The following is a 17,811-nucleotide window of genomic DNA, read 5'->3' as shown; positions in this document are numbered from 1 at the left end:
GAGTTTTGACAGATAATCGGGCATTTTCCCTGTTTTTCTCGGCGTTTTCCTCTACGTCTATTCGTCTGGTCGTCAGATAAAGAAATCCTCGCATACAAGGCTCTTGTCCAGCACCAGCCTGGCAGCGCCCGTCTCGTATTTAACCGTCATGGCCAAATCCAGGGCGGACTGCGCGTCTGTAATCACCGGGACATCGCTGGAAATAACCGCTATATCTTTCCCGTTTTCCTTTATATATGTAATATCCAAGAATCATTCATTTCCTTTTGCCACCCCTGGGGAACAGGCTCTGGCAGGAAAGGAAGTATGCCATATAAAAGGGAAACTGTCAAACCAGCCCCTGGAAAGCGCGGAACAAAAGCTGCTGGCTGCCAGGGACTGGTTTTCAGGGGTGATTTAGTTCCTACGCAGAATGATGAACAAACTGTGAATTAGAGGGAAAATGGAAGGTTTCTTGCAAAAAAGCCAGGATTTGCAAACAATTTGTAACCTTTGTGATTTTTACGAAACCATGGAAATCCTGGCCAGCCCTTACAGGAACAGCGCTCCTACATGGTACACCACAAAGGTGACAGCCCAGGCTACGGCAATCTGGAAAGCGGCGGTGAGTCCTGTCCAGGCCCAGCTTTCCGATTCCTTTTTAATGGTGGCCAAAGTGGCGGCACAGGGCACATACAGCAGGGAGAAGGTCATGAGGGCATAAGCATTTAAGGGGCCGAAGCCGATGGCGCTGAGGGCCTGGGTAAGCTCTGCCATGCCTGCGGCAGTGGTGGCGTTTCCCACGCTGAACAGCACCGCGCAGGAGGATACCACCACTTCTTTTGCAGAGATGCCCGCAATGAGCGCCACCACAATCTGCCAGAACCCTAAGCCAATGGGGGCGAAGAAGGGCACAATCCACTGGCCTATCTGGGAGCCAAAGGTTTGGGACATGTCCAGAGAATAGCCCTGGGGGCCGAAATTCAAGAGAAACCACATGAGGATGGAGGCGATGAAAATGGTGGTGCCCGCCTTGGTGAGATAGTCCTTTACCTTTTCCCACACATAGATGAAGATGGTGTGGGCGCTGGGGGCCTTATACTCCGGCAGCTCTATGAGCAGACTGCTGCCCCCGGTAAGGCGGGTGTCGTCCTTTGCCTTGCGGTCGAACAGGTGGATGATAAGGGCGCACAGCACAGCCACCAGAAGCCCCAGCACATACATGGAGTAGGCTGCCAGCATGGCAAATTTCCCGAAAAACAACTGGGAGAACAGCACGTAAATGGGCAGGCGGGCGCTGCAGGACATAAAAGGCGTGATGAGCATGGTTTTAAAGCGGTCACGCCGGTTTTCCAAGGCCCGGGAGGCCATGATGGCAGGCACTGTGCAGCCAAAGCCCAGAATCATGGGGATAAAGGACCGACCGGAAAGCCCCAGCCTCCCCATAATGCCGTCCATCACATAGGCCACCCTTGCCATATAGCCGCTGTCCTCCAAAAAGGCCAGGGCCAAAAACAGGATGACAATGTTTGGCAGGAAGGTTAAAATGCCTCCCACCCCGGCGATGATGCCGTCTACCAAGAGGGAAATAAGGGGCGGGGTTACCTGGAGATAGGTAAGCAAAGAGGCGGCCCCGCCGGAGAAGGCCTCCAGGCCCATCTCAAAATAGCCTTTCAGCCAGTCGCCCACCGTGAAGGTGAAGAAGAACACCAGGGCCATAATCAGCAGGAAAATGGGCAGGCCCCATACCGGGTGGGTCATAAGGGAATCGGCCTTGTCGGTGACAGCGGCTTTTTTGTCCTTATTCACCAGCACTTCGTCGATAACCTCTTTGATAAAGGCATATTTCTCGTTGATAATGTCCTGCTCATAGCTGCGGCTGATAAGGGCCGGATCGGAGAGGGGAAAGGCCTTTGTGATTTCCGGATCCTTTTCCAGCAGCTTGATGGCGTGCCAGCGCAGGTTCTGCAGGGAGGGATACTGCTTCAGAAGCTGCTCCATCACCTGGTCGATTTTATCCTCTATCTCGTCGCTGTACACCATGGCGAATTCCTTATGGTGCTGGTGGGGGTGACGGGTGGCGCTGGTGCTTGAGGGCTGGCTGCCATGGTGGTGGATGAGGGGCATGGATTCTTCCGCATCCTTGTGGTGGGCGGCGGCGTGCATGAGGATGTCCAGGCCCGTTTTCCGCCGGGCAGACACAGGGATGACCGGGATGCCCAGCATTTCCGGCAGCCGGTGGGTGTCAATCTCCATGCCACGCTTCTCCACAATGTCCATCATGTTCAGGGCCAGGATAACGGGCTTGCCCAGCTCGATAAGCTGCAAGGTGAGATAGAGGTTGCGCTCCAGGGCAGAGGCGTCTGCCACGTCGATGAGCACGTCTACCTCGTCGCTTAAAATATACTGGCGGGTAACCTGCTCTTCCATGGTGTAAGAGGTGAGGCTGTAGGCCCCGGGCAGATCCACCAGACGGTATTCGTGATCGTGAAGCCGGAAGCGCCCCTCTTTTTTCTCCACAGTCACCCCGGGCCAGTTGGCAACCTTCAGGTTGGCCCCGGTGTAGGCATTGAAAAGGGTGGTTTTGCCGCAGTTGGGGTTGCCCACAAAGCCGATGGAAACAGAGGGCTTTCCCTCCTCCAGCGTATGCGTTTTATGTTCCATGCTCATCCCTCCTCCACCAGAATGCGGGTGGAAACAGCCCTGCCCAAGGCAAAGCGGCTGCCCCGTATTTTGATAATCATGGCTCCCCGCCGCTTTTTCCGCAGCACCTGCACCGGGCAGCCCCGGGTCATGCCCAAAGCCTGCAAACGCCGGGTAAGCTCCAGGGGAAGCGCGGTGCCCTCCACCCTGTAAAAGGCCCCCGGCCTTCCTTCCTCTAATGTCATGCTCTATATACCCCCTTGCATTTATTATTATCCGTTTAATAAGTTAGCACCATCTAACGCATTTGTCAATGTTTTTCGGGAATTTCCAGGCATTTCTCTTTTTTTCTAAAAATTCCCGGCGGGTTTTGACTTTTTCCTTCCTTTATGCTAAAATATACAATACGAAATTTACAGGAGGGATGGGCTGTGATTGATCTGCACCTGCATCTGGACGGCTCTCTGCCGGCGGCCTTCATAGGGGAACTTGCCGGGAACCAGGGCGTGGCTTTGCCGGAAAACCTGGAAAAGGCCCTGAAGGCCCCGGAAAACTGCCAGAGCCTTGACGAGTATCTCCAGTGCTTTGACCTGCCCCTGTCCCTGCTGCAAAACGCGGAAGCCCTGGAGCAGGCTGCTTTTACCCTGTGCAGCCTGCTTTACAGCCAGGGCCTGCTGTATGGAGAAATCCGCTTTGCCCCCCAGCTTCACACCCGGAAGGGGCTTACCCAGCGGCAGGCGGCAGAGGCTGTATGCCGGGGCGCGGCCCAGGCGGCGCTGCCTGTACAGGTTATTTTATGCTGTATGCGGGGCGGCCCATACCCTGTAAACCGGGAAACCCTGGATACGGCGGCCGCCCTTCTGGGCAAGGGCGTTTGCGCCTGCGATCTGGCTGGGGCAGAGGGGCTGTATCCCACAGAAGAATACCGGGAGCTTTTCGCCTGTGCCCGTTCTTTAGGGCTTCCCTTTACCATCCACGCCGGGGAGGCCGCAGGCCCCCAGAGCATCCGGGCGGCGCTGGAAATGGGGGCCGCCCGCATCGGCCATGGCGTGCGGGCAGGGGAGGACAGTGCCCTTTTACAGGAGCTTGCCGCCCGGCAGGTTCCCCTGGAGCTGTGCCTGACCAGCAACGTGCAGACAAAAGCTGTAAAATCCCCGGAAAGCTTCCCCTTGCGGGAATATCTCCAAAAGGGCCTGTGCTGTACGGTGAACACAGACAACATGACAGTTTCCGGGGTGAACCTCCGGGAGGAATATAAAAAGCTTGCCGCTTTGGGGCTTACAGGGGAGGAAAAGGAAGCCCTGCTCATAAACGCGGCCAGGGCCGCTTTCCTGCCAGAGGAAAAGCGGCTGGCATTGGAAAAAGAGGCGCGGGCAAAAGGGGACAACTGGCCTGCCTGAGAAAACGAAAAGGGAGGGACTGATACATAATGAAAATGAGAAAAATTTCCCGGGGCGCAAGGGCGCTGGCTTTTATGCTGGCCCTGCTGGCAGCAATCCCCTTTGGGGCCGCCGCCAAGACCATTGAGGAGGTGCAGGCCGAGCAGGAAAGGCTTGCCGCCGAGCACGAACAACTGGAGCAGCAGTTGGAATCCCTGCGGGCCGACGAGGAAAAGGCTTTGGAGTACCAGCAGGCTTTGGAGGAGAAAATTGGGCTGACGGAAAAGAAAATCGACGTGTCCAGAGAGTCCATTCAGGTGATGGACAGGGAAATTACGGGCATGGAGAAAAAGCTGGAGCTTTCCCGGCAGGAATATGAAGAAACCCTTACCACCTTCTCCCAGCGGGTGCGGGCGCTGTACATGTCCGGCTCTGTGGGCACTTTGGAAATCCTGTTAAGCTCTGACAGCTTTTCTGATTTTTCCATGAAGTCGGAAATGCTTTCCGCTGTGACAAAGCATGACCAGCAGCTAGTGGAAAAAATTGAGGAGTACCTCCAAAAGACCCAGCAGGACAGGGAAGCCCTGCAGGACATGCGGGAGGAAGAAGCCCGGGTGAAGCGGGAGCTGGAGGCGGCCCAGGAGGAGCTGGAGGGCCTTTATGAAGAGAACAACACCCTGATTGCCGACCTGGAGGAGCGCCAGGTGATGACCCAGGACGTTATCGCCCAGAACGAGGAAGAGGACGCGGCCCTGGAGGCAGAGCTGCAGCGGCTGATTGAGGAGCGCAACGAGGAAGAGCGCCGCCGGAAGGAAGCCGAGGCATTGGCGGCTGCCCAGGGGGGCAGCGTGTCCCCGAACCCTGGCGGCAGCACCGTAAACCTGCGGGGGGACTTTGCCCCCATGTGGCCCCTGCCGGGGGTGGGCTATGGCAGCATCACCGGAAACTATGGGGACATGTATTTTAACGGGCCGCATAACGGCATGGATATCGGCGCGGGATACGGCACCCCTATTGTGGCGGCCCAGTCCGGGCAGGTGCTTTCTGCGGAGTACCATTGGTCCTGGGGCAACAATGTGCTTATCTGGCATAATTCCAGCTTTTCCACCCGGTATGCCCACTGCAGTTCCTTGGCAGTGTACCCGGGGCAGTATGTGGAGGCGGGACAGACCATTGGCTATGTGGGCAGCACAGGGCAGTCCTTTGGCAACCACCTGCATTTTGAGGTGTATGCAAACGGCGTGCGCACAGATCCCCGGTATTATCTGGCGGGTTTTTAAAAAGCGTTTGAGGCTTCCTTTTGGAGGCCTCTTTTTTTGACAGGATCCGCTTTTTCTCCCAGGATGGCTTTGTTCTGAAACGGGAAAAATCTGCGGCGCGCGTTGACTTCACAGGCGGAATGGGGTATACTCTATTTGTATATATAAAGGCAGCACCGCACAATCCCCTGCTTCCGTCTTAAGCGGTATTGCCTAAAGCAAAGCGGTTCAAAAGAGGCGGAAACCGGGCTTTACCGGTTTTCAGGTGCGCTTGCCATAAAACCTCTCTGCAAATTCGCCGTTTCAGTACGGCTGGAAAGGAACGCGAAATATGAAATTGCTGATTATCGGCGGGGTTGCCGCCGGGACAAAAACCGCCGCCAAGTTTAAGCGGGAAAACCGGGAGGCAGAGGTTACCCTTCTGTCTAAAAGCGGGGACATCTCCTATGCCGGGTGCGGCCTGCCTTATTATGTGGGCGGGGCTATCCAGGACAAGGGGGAGCTGATTGTCAACACCCCCCAGCGCTTCTCCGCCCTCACCGGGGTGGAGGTGAAAACCCTGCGGGAGGCTGTGAAAATCCTGCCGGAGGAAAAGCGGGTGGAGGCCAAAAACCTTGCCACAGGGGAGACGGAAACCTATGGGTATGACGCTTTGGTAATTGCGGTGGGCGCGTCCCCGGTAAGGCTCCCTGTGGAGGGCGCGGAGCTGCCCGGGGTGTTCCAGGTGCGCACGCCTGGGGACGCGGTGGCCATCCGGGAATACCTGGAGGAAAACAATGTGAAGAAAGCCGTGGTGGCAGGCGGCGGGTTTATCGGCCTGGAAATGGCGGAAAACCTGCTGCAAAAGGGCGTGGCCCCCACAGTGGTGGAGGCGGCGTCCCAGATCCTGCCCGGGGTGCTGGATCCGGAAATGGCAGGGTATGTGAAGCGCCATTTGCAGCAAAACGGCGTGCGGGTGCTCACCGGGACAAAGGCCCAGGGGATTTCCGGGCAGGAGCGGGCAGAGGCTGTGCAGACCTCCGGCGGCAGCCTGCCCTGCGGCGCGGTGGTTTTCTCTGTGGGCGTGCGGCCCAACACAGCCTTTTTAGAGGGCACAGGCATTGAGATGCAGAAGGGCGCTGTGGTGGTGGACGAAAAGCTGCGCACCAGCCTGCCGGACATCTATGCCGCTGGGGACTGCGCCCTGGTGAAAAACCGGCTGACCGGCAGGACCCAGTGGTCGCCCATGGGCTCCTCCGCCAACCTGGAGGGCCGCACCCTGGCCCAGGCCCTGGCCGGGGAGGAAAAGTCCTTTGCCGGGGTGCTGGGCACTGCCGTGTGCAGGCTGCCCGGGCTGAACCTTGCGAAAACCGGGCTTACGGAGCAGGCCGCTAAAGACGCGGGCTACAAAGTGGAGACAGCCCTCATTGTCACAGATGACAAGGCCCATTATTACCCCGACTCCTCCTTCTTTGCCATCAAGCTGCTGGCAGACCGGGATACCCGCGCCCTTTTGGGCCTGCAGGTGCTGGGGCCTGGGGCAGTGGACAAAATCTGCGATTTGGGGGTGCTGGCCATCTCCATGGGGGCAAAGCTTTCCGATTTGGAAAACCTGGATTTAGCTTACGCGCCCCCCTTCTCCACAGCCATCCATCCCTTTGTCCAGGCAGTATACGTGCTGGAAAACAAGCTGGACGGGGTGCTCCAGAGCATGACCCCGGCAGAGTATGCCGCAGGGGCAGCCGAAGGGTATACCATTATCGACACCAACCAGCAGCCTGTTATCCGGGGGGCAAAATATGTGGATCTGCCCACTGTCACCGGGCCAATCCCGGGCATTGATAAGGATGAAAAGCTTCTTCTGGTGTGCGCCAAGGGCCGCCGGGCCTATTTCCTCCAGAACCGCCTGAAGGCGCTGGGATATGAGAACACCCTGGTGCTGGAGGGTGCCACCTCCTTTAACAAGGTGAGAGTGAAAGCGGCTGGGGCCGCTGTGCCCCCGGAGGAGGTCACCCGGGTAAAGGCCTTGGGCTTCCTGTGGGACAAAAACACCCCCGACTGCTTTAACGGCCGGGTTATCACCCGCAATGGCAAGATTACGGCGGAGGAGATGCGGGCCATCACCGAGGCCGCCGAGAAATACGGCAGCGGGGAAATCGCCATGACCTCCCGGCTGACCATTGAAATCCAGCATGTGCCCTTTGACAACATTGAGCCTCTGCGGGAGGAGCTGATGGCGGCGGGCCTGGAAACCGGCGGCACCGGCAGCAAGGTGCGGCCTGTGGTTTCCTGCAAGGGCACCACCTGCCAGTATGGACTCATTGACACCTTTGCCCTGTCAGAGGAGATCCACGAGCGGTTCTTCCACGGGTATGCAGGGGTGAAGCTGCCCCACAAGTTTAAAATTGCTGTGGGAGGTTGCCCCAACAACTGCGTGAAGCCTGACCTTAACGACCTGGGGGTTATTGGCCAGAAGGTGCCGGAAATTGACCTCAGCAAGTGCCGGGGCTGCAAGGTCTGCCAGGTTGAGCGTGCCTGCCCTATCCATGTGCCTGTGGTTGCGGACGGCAAGGTGGTTATTGGCGACGCCTGCAACCATTGCGGCCGCTGTGTGGGCAAGTGCCCCTTCAAGGCGGCGGAAAGCTTTGTGCCAGGCTACCGGGTGTATATCGGCGGGCGCTGGGGCAAGAAGTTTGCCCACGGGCGGTATCTGGACAAGGTGTTTACCGACAGGGAAGAGGTTCTGGACGTGATTGAAAAGGCCATCCTGCTCTTCCGGGAGCAGGGCATTACTGGGGAGCGCTTTGCGGACACCATTGCCCGCCTGGGCTTTGAGAACGTCCAGGAGCAGCTTCTCTCTGACGAACTTCTCTCCCGCAAGGAGGAAAACCTTTCCGCCCAGAAGCATTTGAAGGGCGGCGCAACCTGCTGAGTTTCCATATTGGCAGACGAAAGGGTTTCTAAAAAATAGAAAAAGCAGCAAAAAGCGCCCGCCTTAGGCAGGCGCTTTTGTTTTTGCACCAAAACCAGGGGCATGTCATAGTATGGGAGTGCCCGGCCTGTTTGTATATGGGCGGGATTCAGGTGTGAAGGGTATGAGCCTTAATGAGCAGACAAAAGAAAAATTTTCACCATACCTTTGGGGTGCTGGGCGGCGACATGCGCCAGGTATATCTGGCACAATCCATTGCGGCCGACGGGTTCCCTGTGCTAACAAGCGGCTTGGAAAAGGCCCAGGGGGAGAAGCCGCCGGAGCCGGTAGATTCTGAGCAATTATGCAGGCGGGCGGACGTCATTCTGCTGCCCTTGCCTGCCACCCGGGAAGGGGAGACGCTGAACATGCCCCTATCGACCGAGGGCATAACACTGGACGAGGAATTTGCCGCCAGGTTTTGCGGCAAGCAGGTGCTGGGAGGCATGACAGGGAAGCTGGCTGCCAGCGCGGAGGGCTGGAGCCGCGTATCTTTGCGGGACTATTACCAGCGGGAAGAACTTTTGATAGGCAACGCGGTGCTTACCGCCGAGGGCGCTATTGGGGCGGCTATAGCAGGCCACCCAGGCTCTATCAATGGGGCGCGGTGCCTTGTCACAGGCTTTGGGCGTATTGGCAAGGCCCTGTGCCTTGCTTTAAGGGGACTGGGCGCCCAGGTGGACTGCGCCGCCAGGAAGGCCTGGGATTTTACCTCCATACAGGCGCTGGGATGCAGCCCGGTACAGTATGGGGAAATTGGCGGGGGGTATGACCTTATCTTCAACACCGTCCCCCGTGTAGTGCTGGGGGCAGCGGCGCTTTCCAGACAGTCTCCGGACTGCCTGCTGCTGGAGCTTGCCTCTCTGCCCGGAGGCATTGACCTGGAAGCCGCCGGGCGGCTGGGCCTGCGGGTGCAGCAGGAACCGTCCCTGCCTGGGCGCATGTCGCCTAAAAGCGCTGGAGAGCTGATTAAAGAGACGGTTTACAATATGCTGGAGGAGACAGAGAATTAGGAGAAAGGATGCTGGTTTTACAAGATGAAAACCGTAGGGTTTGCCATGTGCGGTTCCTTTTGCACATTATCAAAGGCTGTTGAGCAAATGGAGGGCCTGCGGGAGCAGTATAACCTGCTGCCCATAATGAGCCGGAATACCTATGAGACAGACACCCGTTTCGGCAAGGCCCAGGATTTTATAGACAAAGCGGAAAGCATATGCGGCAGAAAGGTTCTGCATACCATACCGGAGGCCGAGCCTATCGGCCCGAAAGGGCTGGTGGACGTGATGGCAGTGTGCCCCTGCACAGGGAACACCTTGTCAAAGCTGGCCTTGGGCATTACGGATACCCCGGTGACTATGGCGGTGAAGTCTGCTTTGCGCATTGGCCTGCCGGTGGTGCTGTGCCTTGCCAGCAACGACGCCCTGGGGGCTTCCGGGCAGAATGCGGCCCGGCTGCTGAACACAAAAAATATCTATTTCGTGCCTATGAAGCAGGATGATCCGGAGAAAAAACCTTTTTCCCTGGTGGCGGATTTTTCCCTGCTGAAGGAAACAATCCACGCCGCCCTGGAGGGCAGGCAGCTTCAGCCCGTGTTTCGCTGACAAACAAGCCCTATAGTAAACGAACTTGAAAATCGGTATATACGATTTTCAAGCCGGGTGGCTGCGCCACCTGGTTCAAAAGAGATATTCTGCTTCTTTTGAACTGCGTTAACTATAACCAGCCCGGCAAGGTGAAAACAGACTTTCCGCCTTGCCGGGCTGGTTTCTATGCCGAGCACAGACAGTAATAAAAGCCCCTGCCCAAAAGGACAGGGGCCGGAGCTGACAGAAGGGGGGAGTCAGCCCCGCTTCTTGCTGGCAAAAAAGGATTGCAGGAGGGACTGGGGACGCTCTAAAACAGCCACATCCTCCTGAAGGAAAGCCACTGGCTGAAGTCCGGCCTGTACAACCAAACGGCCCGGATGCCGGTGGAGCATGGGAAATTCGCTTTTGGGGATGCAAACAGATTGTTCTACAAAGTTATACATAACCAAACCTCCCTTTCTCTATCGCTGCGCCTCCTGTTTTTTAGGGGCGCTTTTCTGGTTTTTACTATTTTGCGGGGAATAAATTCCCTGCTTCATTGAACACATTATAGCATATACCTGCAAGATTTTCAACATCTTTGTGCGAATTTCATAAAATAATTTTTTCCACATCCCAAAATTCATTTTTTTGACATGCAGAAAGCTCTTCTTCGTAAAAAGAGCAGATTGGTGCAAAAGTGTATTTTGAAAGTTGCAGATACTCTGCTGCTTTAGCAGCGTAGCGGGGGAAAACTTTGCCGCGCAGATAAAAAAGAGCCGCCCGCTTTCTGAGCAGGAGGCTCTGTTTTGGGGCAGATTTAAATCCTGGGTCAGGTGGGCTTCCGCTCCCGGAGGATGGCGTCCAGCACCCGGTGGGCCGCCTCCTCCTTGCTCATAAGGGGCAGGGTTTCCTCCCCGGAAAGGGTGATAAGGGTGAGCACGTTTGTCTCCCCGCCAAAGCCAGCCCCTTCCTGGCGCAGGCTGTTAGCGCAGATCATCTGAAGGCCTTTTTTGGAAAGCTTTTGACGGCTGTTTTCCACCAGGTTTTCCGTCTCCATGCTGAACCCGCACAAAAATTGTCTTGGCTTCCGGTGCTGGCCCAGCCAGCCCAGGATGTCGTCCGTGCGCTCTAAAGGCAGGCTTAAATCGCCCTCCTTCTTTTTGATCTTCTCTCCGCTTACCTGCGCAGGCCGGTAATCCGCCACAGCCGCTGTCTTGATGATAATATCATGCTCTTCCGCCTGGCTCTGCACAGCCTGGAACATATCCAGGGCGCTTTCCACGTCAACCGTTTCCACATAGGCGGGCTTTTTCAGGCTGACAGGCCCGGAAATTAGCGTGACCTGCGCTCCCCTGTGGGCGGCGGCCCGGGCTACGGCATAGCCCATTTTTCCGGTGGAATGGTTTGAAATGAACCGCACCGGGTCAAGCCGTTCCCGGGTAGGGCCGGCTGTCACCAGAATCCGCAGCCCTGTTAAATCTTTTTCATACCGCACCGCGTGATCCACCGCCTCCAGCAGATCCTCCGGCTCGGGCATTTTCCCTTTGCCTGTGGCGCCGCAGGCCAGGTGCCCTGTGGCAGGCTCTATTACCTCCCAGCCATAGCGGCGCAGGGCGCTGAGATTATCCTGGGTCACAGGATTTTCGTACATGCGGGTGTTCATGGCTGGGGCCATAAGCTTGGGGCAGTCGCAGGCCAGAATGGTGGTGGAGAGCATATCGTCCGCAATGCCATGGGCCGCCTTGGCGATGATGTTTGCGGTGGCGGGAGCCACAAGCAGCAGGTCTGCCTTGTCTGCCAGAGCCACATGCTCCACATGGCTTTGGAAATTCCGGTCAAAGGTATCCACCATGGCCCGGTTGTGGGTCAGGGATTCAAAGGTGTGGGGGCCGATAAATTCTGTGGCGTTCTTGGTGAGCACCACCTCCACATTATATCCCCGCTGGGTAAGCTTGGAGCACAGCGCCGCCGCCTTATAGCAGGCAATGCCGCCTGTCACCCCCACTACGATTGTTTTTTTCTCCATAAAAAAGTCTCCCTCTTTTTACTCTAACAGGAACATCTCTGCCCTGTCCTGTATTTTTTTAGCACATTCTTCGGCGGAGGTCAAGTCATTTTGGAAATACTCGTTGAAAATTTTATTGATATCCTGCAAAAGTACTTCGTTGTTTGTCAGCAGGCTGATGGCATTTACCCGGCTGGCCCAGGCATCGGCTGCTTCCACAGCCTTTTCATCGTCCGGGAACATGCCCTTGGCCAGCTCCAGGGCATTGCGGCGGTTCAGCGGGGTGGGGCCGAAATAATCCCCTTCATAGGGCTTTTGCCCCTCCAGTTCCATTTCGCTTAGGAAGAACCGGATAAACCGCCAGGCAAGTTCCTTGTTTTCGCTTGCCACAGGGATGCCTACTGGCCCCACCACTGCCCCGAAGGGGATTGTGCCGTCTGAGGCGGCCAATTGAATGGCAGGGGTAGCGGTATCCGTGCCCTCATACAGCGGGCGCTGGTCTGCCCCTAGTATTTCCGCGACCTGGTCGTTCATAAACAGCCTGCTTGATAACTCCAAGTTGGAAAAGCCCGCATATTCCGTGTCAAAATCCAGCAGATTGTTCCAGCTTACAGTTTTCATAGTGCGAAGCAGTTCTGTAAAGGCAGGATCGTCAAAGCTGGCAGTTTCCTCTTTTTCCTTCAAATAGCGCTGAAGCTCTGTGTGGAAGCAGGTATAGGGATTATAGGTGGCTCCTACAAAATAGCTGTCTTTTGCTGCGGCTCCAGCGTCCTTGGCCCTGTTATACCACTCTATCATTTCCGGGAAGCTGGCGGTTCCGGGAGCCTCCTCCAGGCTTGCGGCTGCGAGCATAGCCTTGTTCAGCCGCATCCCGTTTACAAGAAAAGCCAAGGGCAGGCCAGCGGCGCTGTCCTTATACGTCACTGCGTCCAGCACATTGGTGTACAGTTCATCCTTTTTTACAGCGGGGTCGTTATCTATCCAGGCCAGCAGGTTTTCAAATACACCCGCCTCCACGCAGTTAAAATAGGGCAGATAGTTCATGTCCACCAGGTCTGCTGGGGCCTCGCCACCCATCAACTCTACGATGGTCTGCTGGGCATAAGTTCCCCTGTCTGTGCCTGTGCCTACAAGTTCTACGGTCACATTGGGATACTTTTTGTTGAAGTGCTTCACCCACCTGCTCCAGTAAAATTCATCCGGAGTTTTCAGAGTCAGGGTGCCGCTGATATCTGTATCCTCTGGCACAGGTTCGGAAGCGCTGCTCTCCATCTGGGAACCCGGGGCGGCGCTGCTTTTTGTCAGCTCGTCAAACTTTTTGTCCTGCTCCGATTTCTGGTTGCAGGACGTGAGGGACAGGATAAGGCACAGGGCTAACAGAATGGCTAAAAGTTTTTTGCATTTCATAGCGAAATCTCCTTTCAGGTTCTGAAATCATTACTCATGCAGCCAGATGTCCACCCGGCTCTGTATTTTCTCTGCGCACTGTTCGGCGGTGGTGAGGCCGCTGTTATAAAACTCATCCAGATATTCCTGCACGTCCGGGGAATACAGCTTCCGGTTTACAAGCCCCATGGAAAGGTATTCATCCATCTTCTGGGCCAGCGCCTCTCCGTCAATCTCCTTGCCGGTTTTACCCACCAACTGCTCATATCCGATTGTGCCGGGCACAGTGGAAAATTCCTCTGCCAGCAGGGCAAAGTTCTTTTTGTTCAGCGGGGCATTCTGGGAATAGAGCAGGCTGCCAAAGGATTGCTCGCTGGTAAGGATGGTTGATTCCCGTTCCCCCAGGCAATAGGAGATAAAGGCCCAGGCCAAGTCCGGGTTTTTCATGCTGGAGGGTACGGCAAAATCGTCAATGGAACTGACTGCCAGCCGCCCCTGGGTATCTGTTACAGGATAAGGCCCTGCCAGGTGTTCCATATCAAAGCCGATATCTGTCAAGGCAAATATATTCATGTTGGTGACGCAGGCTAAGGCAGCGCGCCCGCCTGTAACAAATTGATAGGCATATGGATCCTGGCTTTCATCCAGGCTGGGTTCTTCCCCGGAAGCCTGGCAGCGCAGCAGTTCATAGGCTAAATAGGCGTTTTGGGCATATCTGTTTGCCATCTTGTCCAAGTTAGGCTCCGCGTCGTCCAGGGCGTTGGTGCGCTCCAGGAAGGAGATAAATTCCGGGGACTGGAAGCTGGCAGTGCGGCCGTCCACGTCGATATAGGCAAACTTCTCATCGTCAAAGAGGAAATCCTTGCCCTGCTCTCCGAAAAGCAGCTTGATTTCCGGGTTTGCGGCCCTGGCCTGCTCGTACCAGTCCAGGAGCATGTCGCTGTTCAGCGTGGTGATGCCTGACGTGTCCACGTTTATGCTTTCCATGGCTTTCCGGTTCAGGTACATGCCGTCAAAGTAGAAGGAGAAAGGCATGGAGGTAAGCTTTCCGTCTACAGAAACAGCGTCCAGCACCTGGGTGAAGTATTCGTCGGGGTTGATGGTAGGATCGCTGTCAAAATAGGGCCGCAGATCCAGAAGCACCCCGCTTTTGGAGATGTCATACAGGTTCAGCTTGCCGGGAGGGGAGTAGAGGATATAGTCCGCCTCGCCGCTGACCAGCTCTGCCCGCACCTGGGCGCAGTAGCTGTCCCGGCTCTGGTTCACATCCGGGATAGCGCTGATATTGGTTTCCGCATAGTCAACTGTAATGGTGACGTCTGGGTTTAAATCCATAAATTCTTCCGCCATAATCTCCAACTGGGAAGGGCTTTCGATACGCGCCCAGGAGGAGACGGTAAGCTCTCCGCTTAGGGACCCTGCCGGGGCGGATTCCGGTTTGCTTGCAGGCTCACTTGTTTCGCTGCTTTCGGGCTGGGACTCCGGGGCGGCGCTGCTTTTTGTCAGCTCGTCAAACTTTTTGTCCTGCTCCGATTTCCGTCCGCAGGACGTGAGGGACAGGATAAGGCACAGGGCTAACAGAATGGCTAACAGTTTTTTGCATTTCATAGCGAAGTCTCCTTTCAGGTTCTGAAATCATTACTCATGCAGCCAGATGTCCATCCGCCCTTGGATTTTTTCGGCGCACTGCTCAGGAGTAGTCAGCTTGCTGTCGTAAAATTCGGTGAGGTATTCGCTCATGTCGATCACATGGGTTTTGCCATTCACCAGGGGCATGGAAAGAAATTCATCCAGCTTTTTGACGGCAAGATCCGCGTCCAGATTTTTTTGGTGGAAATCCTCTAAATAGTAAGATGCGGTTTGGTACATCATGCTGCTGGTGCGGCAGAATTCCATCTGTTTGGCAAAATTTTTCTTGTTGATGGGAAGCCGTGCCGTGTAGTAAGCCCGGCCCGCCTTCAACTGCATGTCCTCCCGTTCGCTGATGCAGTAGGAGATAAATTTCCAGGCCAAGTCCGGGTTTTTCATGGTTGCGGGAATGGCAAAATCCTCCGTAGTATATACGCCAAGCTGGCCCTTGGTGCTTACGGCAGGATATGGCCCCGCCAGGTTTTTCATCAGCCCGCTGACCAGCCCCAGCTCTTGGGCCGCAATGCCGGTAGGGGCTGCCACAGCCTGATGGGCGTTGTCATAGAACTGCTGCCAATACTCGTTTATAAACTCCCGGTCTAATTCCTCGCCGCTGAATTTCTTCTCCATAAACCACTCCACCGTAAGAATATCCTCGCCGAGGAACTGGTAGTGGCCCAGGGCCTCCTTGTCCGGCTCTTCCAAGGCCCCGGTACGGGTTAAAAATTCAATAAATTTCGGGGAATTGAAAGACGTGGCCTTGTTCTCCAGATCCACATAGGCCGGGGCCTCATAGGTAAACAGGTACTCCTGGGTCAAAGCGCCAAAGGTTGCCTGGGCCTCCGGGTCAATGGCCTTGGCCTGCTCATACCAGTCCAAAAGCATCTTATAGTCGATGGCCTGGATACTGTCCAAGTCCACCTTCATTTCCTCCATCAGGGGGCGGTTGAGCATCATCCCCTCAAAGCCGAAGCTGAAGGGCATAACCGTATACTTGCCGTCCACAGACATGGCGTCCAGCACTTGGGTGTAGTAGTCGTCAGGGTTGATGCTGGGATCATTTTCAAAGTAGGGCCGTAAGTCCAGAAGCATCCCGCTTTGGGAAAGGCCGTAAATGTTCAGCTCCTCAATGGGGGAATACAGAAGGTAATCCGCCTCACCGCTGCCCAGTTCCGCCAAAATGCGGCTTCGGGCCTGTTCCCGACGCTGGGCGCGGGGCATGTCATCAAATATGCTGGAGATAAATTCCACGTTGATTTTCACGCCTGGGTGCAGCTTCATAAATTCCTCTGCCAGATACTCTACAGCGGTTTTCGCAATTCCGTCTGACGTGTCGGCAGGCCCCAGCACCGTCAGTTCCCCCGTAAGCCCTTCCGGGTCTACATAAGGCGTAGGCTCCGGGGTGGGGGCGGCATCGCTGCTTTCTCCAGGAGCACTGGAAGCCTCGCTCTCCAGGGCGCTTTCAGGGAAAATGTCAGCAGCGGAGCTGTCCTTCCGGGTCAGCTCGTCGAACTTTTTGTCCTGCTCCGATTTCTGATTGCAGGCGCCAAGGGATACAACCAGGCACAGGGCCAGCAGCAGGGAAAAAATTTTTGACCTTTCATAGGATAACCTCCTTTATGGTAGAACGTATTTGAACATTATTGAAAAATTATGTATATATAGTATAGCTTTCTTTTCGGAAAAAAGCAAGGAAACAGCGTGAATGAACAGGGGTTCTGTTCCCGATATTTCTCCCAGATGGGGCCATTGTGAAAAATTTGCACATACATTCCAGCGGCCTGTGGGGAAAAAGCAAAAAAACCACGGTAAACCGTGGCTTTTCTGCTTTTGATGAGGATGTATTGTTGAAATTACTTGTACTCAAATTTAGCGGCAGACGGGAGCGCTGATGCCATTTACGCTTACGTAGAACACATCTGCGTTGGCAGCGGCAACGGCGTAATTCTGCAGGGCACGGGCCTGACGCCGGGCCATACGAGCGGCCTTGCGGGCCTGATGGGCATTCTGGTTGATAATGCGGGAAGTATATACAGATTCTGCCTTCTTATTCATTGTAAACTCTCCTTTAAAGTAGATTGTAATCTTGTAAGCTAAAAGTAGTTTAGGCTGTCTGGAGGGGAAGGATAAAGCCGTTGATGTTCTGGTAGGAGACATGGGTGTCGGCAAACTCCCCGGCAAAGCGCTCGAAAGCACTGGCCCGGCGGCTCAGCTTCTGCTGGGCGCGCTCTTCCTTGTAAACCTGGCTGTTGGATACATTCTTGGAGTTAAAAAGCTTATTCATAGTATATTTCTCCTTTACTGTGCAAAGTTGTTTGTTGTGTTTGGGTTTTCAGGCGGTGAGCAGGGGAAGGATGAAGCCGTTGATGTTCTGGTAAGAAACATGGGTGTCGGCAAACTCCCCGGCGAAGCGTTCAAAAGCGCTGGCCCGGCGGCTTAACAGCCGCAGCTCTCTCTTTTCCTTCTGGGTCTTTACAAAGTTCTGCAATTTCTTTTCGCTATAGTTATTCATAAAACATTACCTCTCTTCTCAAATCAAGCCCGTCTCTTTTTCCTGCCGGATTTTACAGCCGGCATACGGGAGCAGCGATACCATACACATTCACATAACAGACATCACGGTTGGCCATAGCCCTTGCAGCACGATCGAAATCTGCCGCCATCTGGGATGCTTTGCGGGCAGCTTTTCTCTTGTCATGCGCCGCTTTGTTCATCATCTTGGAAGTGTAACCAGTTTCTACTTTCTTGCTCATGAGTACTACCCCTTTCTTAATTGTCTTTCTTCAACTCGTCTGTGTTCTCTTTAGCTTACGTGCTTATTATAAACCAGATTTATAAAGATGTCAAGGGTTTTTATAAAGAATTTTTGAAAAAATTTAGAAAAGTTTATAAACCCAAAAATTTCACTTTACACCAGCAGTTTTCAGCAATTTAGCACAGTGCATTTATGAAATGGCATTGGGATACCGGGGAATCCCAGGATAGGGAGGGGTTATCCAGGCGGCAAACCCGC

The 17,811-nt window shown here is 55.1% G+C and carries 17 protein-coding genes; 5 read left to right on the top strand and 12 right to left on the bottom strand.

Annotation, left to right across the window (positions count from 1 at the left end; all coding sequences use genetic code 11):
• Nucleotides 1-72 precede the first annotated feature (72 nt).
• The 3 genes from D1841_RS03955 to D1841_RS03945 all read right to left on the bottom strand — a co-directional run bounded on the left by D1841_RS03955 (nucleotide 73) and on the right by D1841_RS03945 (nucleotide 2,867).
• Nucleotides 73-249: a DUF4180 domain-containing protein gene (locus D1841_RS03955; protein WP_160642091.1), complete on the bottom strand. Its 177-nt coding sequence runs from the start codon at nucleotides 247-249 to the stop codon at nucleotides 73-75.
• Nucleotides 250-531: 282 nt separating this feature from the next.
• On the bottom strand, nucleotides 532-2,643 hold the full coding sequence (gene feoB, locus D1841_RS03950) for a ferrous iron transport protein B (protein WP_160642090.1): 2,112 nt from the start codon (nucleotides 2,641-2,643) through the stop codon (nucleotides 532-534).
• 2 nt (nucleotides 2,644-2,645) lie between these two features.
• Nucleotides 2,646-2,867 carry a FeoA family protein gene (locus tag D1841_RS03945; RefSeq protein WP_160642089.1) on the bottom strand — a complete coding sequence of 74 codons (222 nt, stop codon included), beginning with the start codon at nucleotides 2,865-2,867 and terminating at the stop codon, nucleotides 2,646-2,648.
• A 186-nt stretch (nucleotides 2,868-3,053) separates the two neighbouring features.
• Between D1841_RS03945 and add the strand changes: the two genes are divergently transcribed.
• From add to D1841_RS03920, 5 genes are all read left to right on the top strand, one after another.
• Nucleotides 3,054-4,022, top strand: coding sequence for an adenosine deaminase (add, locus tag D1841_RS03940; RefSeq protein WP_347563933.1), 969 nt, complete (start codon nucleotides 3,054-3,056; stop codon nucleotides 4,020-4,022).
• A 29-nt stretch (nucleotides 4,023-4,051) separates the two neighbouring features.
• Nucleotides 4,052-5,281: a murein hydrolase activator EnvC gene (locus tag D1841_RS03935; protein ID WP_160642087.1), complete on the top strand. Its 1,230-nt coding sequence runs from the start codon at nucleotides 4,052-4,054 to the stop codon at nucleotides 5,279-5,281.
• Nucleotides 5,282-5,591: 310 nt separating this feature from the next.
• Complete coding sequence (locus tag D1841_RS03930) at nucleotides 5,592-8,171, top strand: FAD-dependent oxidoreductase (protein WP_160642086.1); 2,580 nt, start codon at nucleotides 5,592-5,594, stop codon at nucleotides 8,169-8,171.
• 173 nt (nucleotides 8,172-8,344) lie between these two features.
• A complete protein-coding gene (locus D1841_RS03925; protein WP_160642085.1) occupies nucleotides 8,345-9,223 on the top strand; it encodes a dipicolinate synthase subunit DpsA in 879 nt (292 codons plus the stop codon).
• 24 nt (nucleotides 9,224-9,247) lie between these two features.
• Complete coding sequence (locus D1841_RS03920; protein ID WP_160642084.1) at nucleotides 9,248-9,811, top strand: dipicolinate synthase subunit B; 564 nt, start codon at nucleotides 9,248-9,250, stop codon at nucleotides 9,809-9,811.
• 239 nt (nucleotides 9,812-10,050) lie between these two features.
• Here the strand turns inward: D1841_RS03920 and D1841_RS03915 are convergent, their stop codons facing one another.
• The 9 genes from D1841_RS03915 to D1841_RS03875 all read right to left on the bottom strand — a co-directional run bounded on the left by D1841_RS03915 (nucleotide 10,051) and on the right by D1841_RS03875 (nucleotide 17,551).
• The gene (locus D1841_RS03915) at nucleotides 10,051-10,239 is read right to left on the bottom strand and encodes a hypothetical protein (protein WP_160642083.1); all 189 of its coding nucleotides are present in this window, start codon (nucleotides 10,237-10,239) and stop codon (nucleotides 10,051-10,053) included.
• Nucleotides 10,240-10,607: 368 nt separating this feature from the next.
• Nucleotides 10,608-11,804 (bottom strand): bifunctional phosphopantothenoylcysteine decarboxylase/phosphopantothenate--cysteine ligase CoaBC, encoded by a 1,197-nt coding sequence (gene coaBC / locus D1841_RS03910; protein ID WP_160642082.1) that lies wholly within the window; start codon nucleotides 11,802-11,804, stop codon nucleotides 10,608-10,610.
• 18 nt (nucleotides 11,805-11,822) lie between these two features.
• Nucleotides 11,823-13,190 (bottom strand): extracellular solute-binding protein, encoded by a 1,368-nt coding sequence (locus D1841_RS03905; protein ID WP_160642081.1) that lies wholly within the window; start codon nucleotides 13,188-13,190, stop codon nucleotides 11,823-11,825.
• Between the two features lie 30 nt (nucleotides 13,191-13,220).
• The gene (locus tag D1841_RS03900) at nucleotides 13,221-14,777 is read right to left on the bottom strand and encodes an ABC transporter substrate-binding protein (protein WP_160642080.1); all 1,557 of its coding nucleotides are present in this window, start codon (nucleotides 14,775-14,777) and stop codon (nucleotides 13,221-13,223) included.
• A gap of 30 nt (nucleotides 14,778-14,807) precedes the next feature.
• Entirely contained in the window at nucleotides 14,808-16,148 is a 1,341-nt protein-coding gene (locus tag D1841_RS03895; RefSeq protein WP_160642079.1) for an extracellular solute-binding protein, read from the bottom strand.
• 519 nt (nucleotides 16,149-16,667) lie between these two features.
• Nucleotides 16,668-16,853 carry a hypothetical protein gene (locus D1841_RS03890; protein WP_160642078.1) on the bottom strand — a complete coding sequence of 62 codons (186 nt, stop codon included), beginning with the start codon at nucleotides 16,851-16,853 and terminating at the stop codon, nucleotides 16,668-16,670.
• A 49-nt stretch (nucleotides 16,854-16,902) separates the two neighbouring features.
• Complete coding sequence (locus D1841_RS03885; RefSeq protein WP_160642077.1) at nucleotides 16,903-17,082, bottom strand: hypothetical protein; 180 nt, start codon at nucleotides 17,080-17,082, stop codon at nucleotides 16,903-16,905.
• 48 nt (nucleotides 17,083-17,130) lie between these two features.
• Nucleotides 17,131-17,310 (bottom strand): hypothetical protein, encoded by a 180-nt coding sequence (locus D1841_RS03880; RefSeq protein WP_160642076.1) that lies wholly within the window; start codon nucleotides 17,308-17,310, stop codon nucleotides 17,131-17,133.
• Between the two features lie 52 nt (nucleotides 17,311-17,362).
• Complete coding sequence (locus D1841_RS03875; protein ID WP_160642075.1) at nucleotides 17,363-17,551, bottom strand: hypothetical protein; 189 nt, start codon at nucleotides 17,549-17,551, stop codon at nucleotides 17,363-17,365.
• Nucleotides 17,552-17,811 lie beyond the last annotated feature (260 nt).

The sequence above is a fragment of the Neglectibacter sp. X4 genome, assembly GCF_009917365.1.
Taxonomy (GTDB): domain Bacteria; phylum Bacillota; class Clostridia; order Oscillospirales; family Acutalibacteraceae; genus Acutalibacter.
This window is presented reverse-complemented; position numbering and strand designations above follow the sequence as displayed.

Excerpts from the sequence above, each read along its gene's own strand:
- D1841_RS03935 (WP_160642087.1), top strand. The coding sequence starts at position 4,052 with ATGAAAATGAGAAAAATTTCCCGGGGCGCAAGGGCGCTGGCTTTTATG.
- D1841_RS03900 (WP_160642080.1), bottom strand. The coding sequence starts at position 14,777 with ATGAAATGCAAAAAACTGTTAGCCATTCTGTTAGCCCTGTGCCTTATC.
- D1841_RS03905 (WP_160642081.1), bottom strand. The coding sequence starts at position 13,190 with ATGAAATGCAAAAAACTTTTAGCCATTCTGTTAGCCCTGTGCCTTATC.
- feoB (WP_160642090.1), bottom strand. The coding sequence starts at position 2,643 with ATGGAACATAAAACGCATACGCTGGAGGAGGGAAAGCCCTCTGTTTCC.
- D1841_RS03880 (WP_160642076.1), bottom strand. The coding sequence starts at position 17,310 with ATGAATAACTATAGCGAAAAGAAATTGCAGAACTTTGTAAAGACCCAG.
- coaBC (WP_160642082.1), bottom strand. The coding sequence starts at position 11,804 with ATGGAGAAAAAAACAATCGTAGTGGGGGTGACAGGCGGCATTGCCTGC.
- D1841_RS03920 (WP_160642084.1), top strand. The coding sequence starts at position 9,248 with ATGAAAACCGTAGGGTTTGCCATGTGCGGTTCCTTTTGCACATTATCA.
- D1841_RS03930 (WP_160642086.1), top strand. The coding sequence starts at position 5,592 with ATGAAATTGCTGATTATCGGCGGGGTTGCCGCCGGGACAAAAACCGCC.
- D1841_RS03945 (WP_160642089.1), bottom strand. The coding sequence starts at position 2,867 with ATGACATTAGAGGAAGGAAGGCCGGGGGCCTTTTACAGGGTGGAGGGC.
- D1841_RS03925 (WP_160642085.1), top strand. The coding sequence starts at position 8,345 with ATGAGCAGACAAAAGAAAAATTTTCACCATACCTTTGGGGTGCTGGGC.
- D1841_RS03875 (WP_160642075.1), bottom strand. The coding sequence starts at position 17,551 with ATGAGCAAGAAAGTAGAAACTGGTTACACTTCCAAGATGATGAACAAA.
- D1841_RS03915 (WP_160642083.1), bottom strand. The coding sequence starts at position 10,239 with ATGTATAACTTTGTAGAACAATCTGTTTGCATCCCCAAAAGCGAATTT.
- D1841_RS03890 (WP_160642078.1), bottom strand. The coding sequence starts at position 16,853 with ATGAATAAGAAGGCAGAATCTGTATATACTTCCCGCATTATCAACCAG.
- D1841_RS03885 (WP_160642077.1), bottom strand. The coding sequence starts at position 17,082 with ATGAATAAGCTTTTTAACTCCAAGAATGTATCCAACAGCCAGGTTTAC.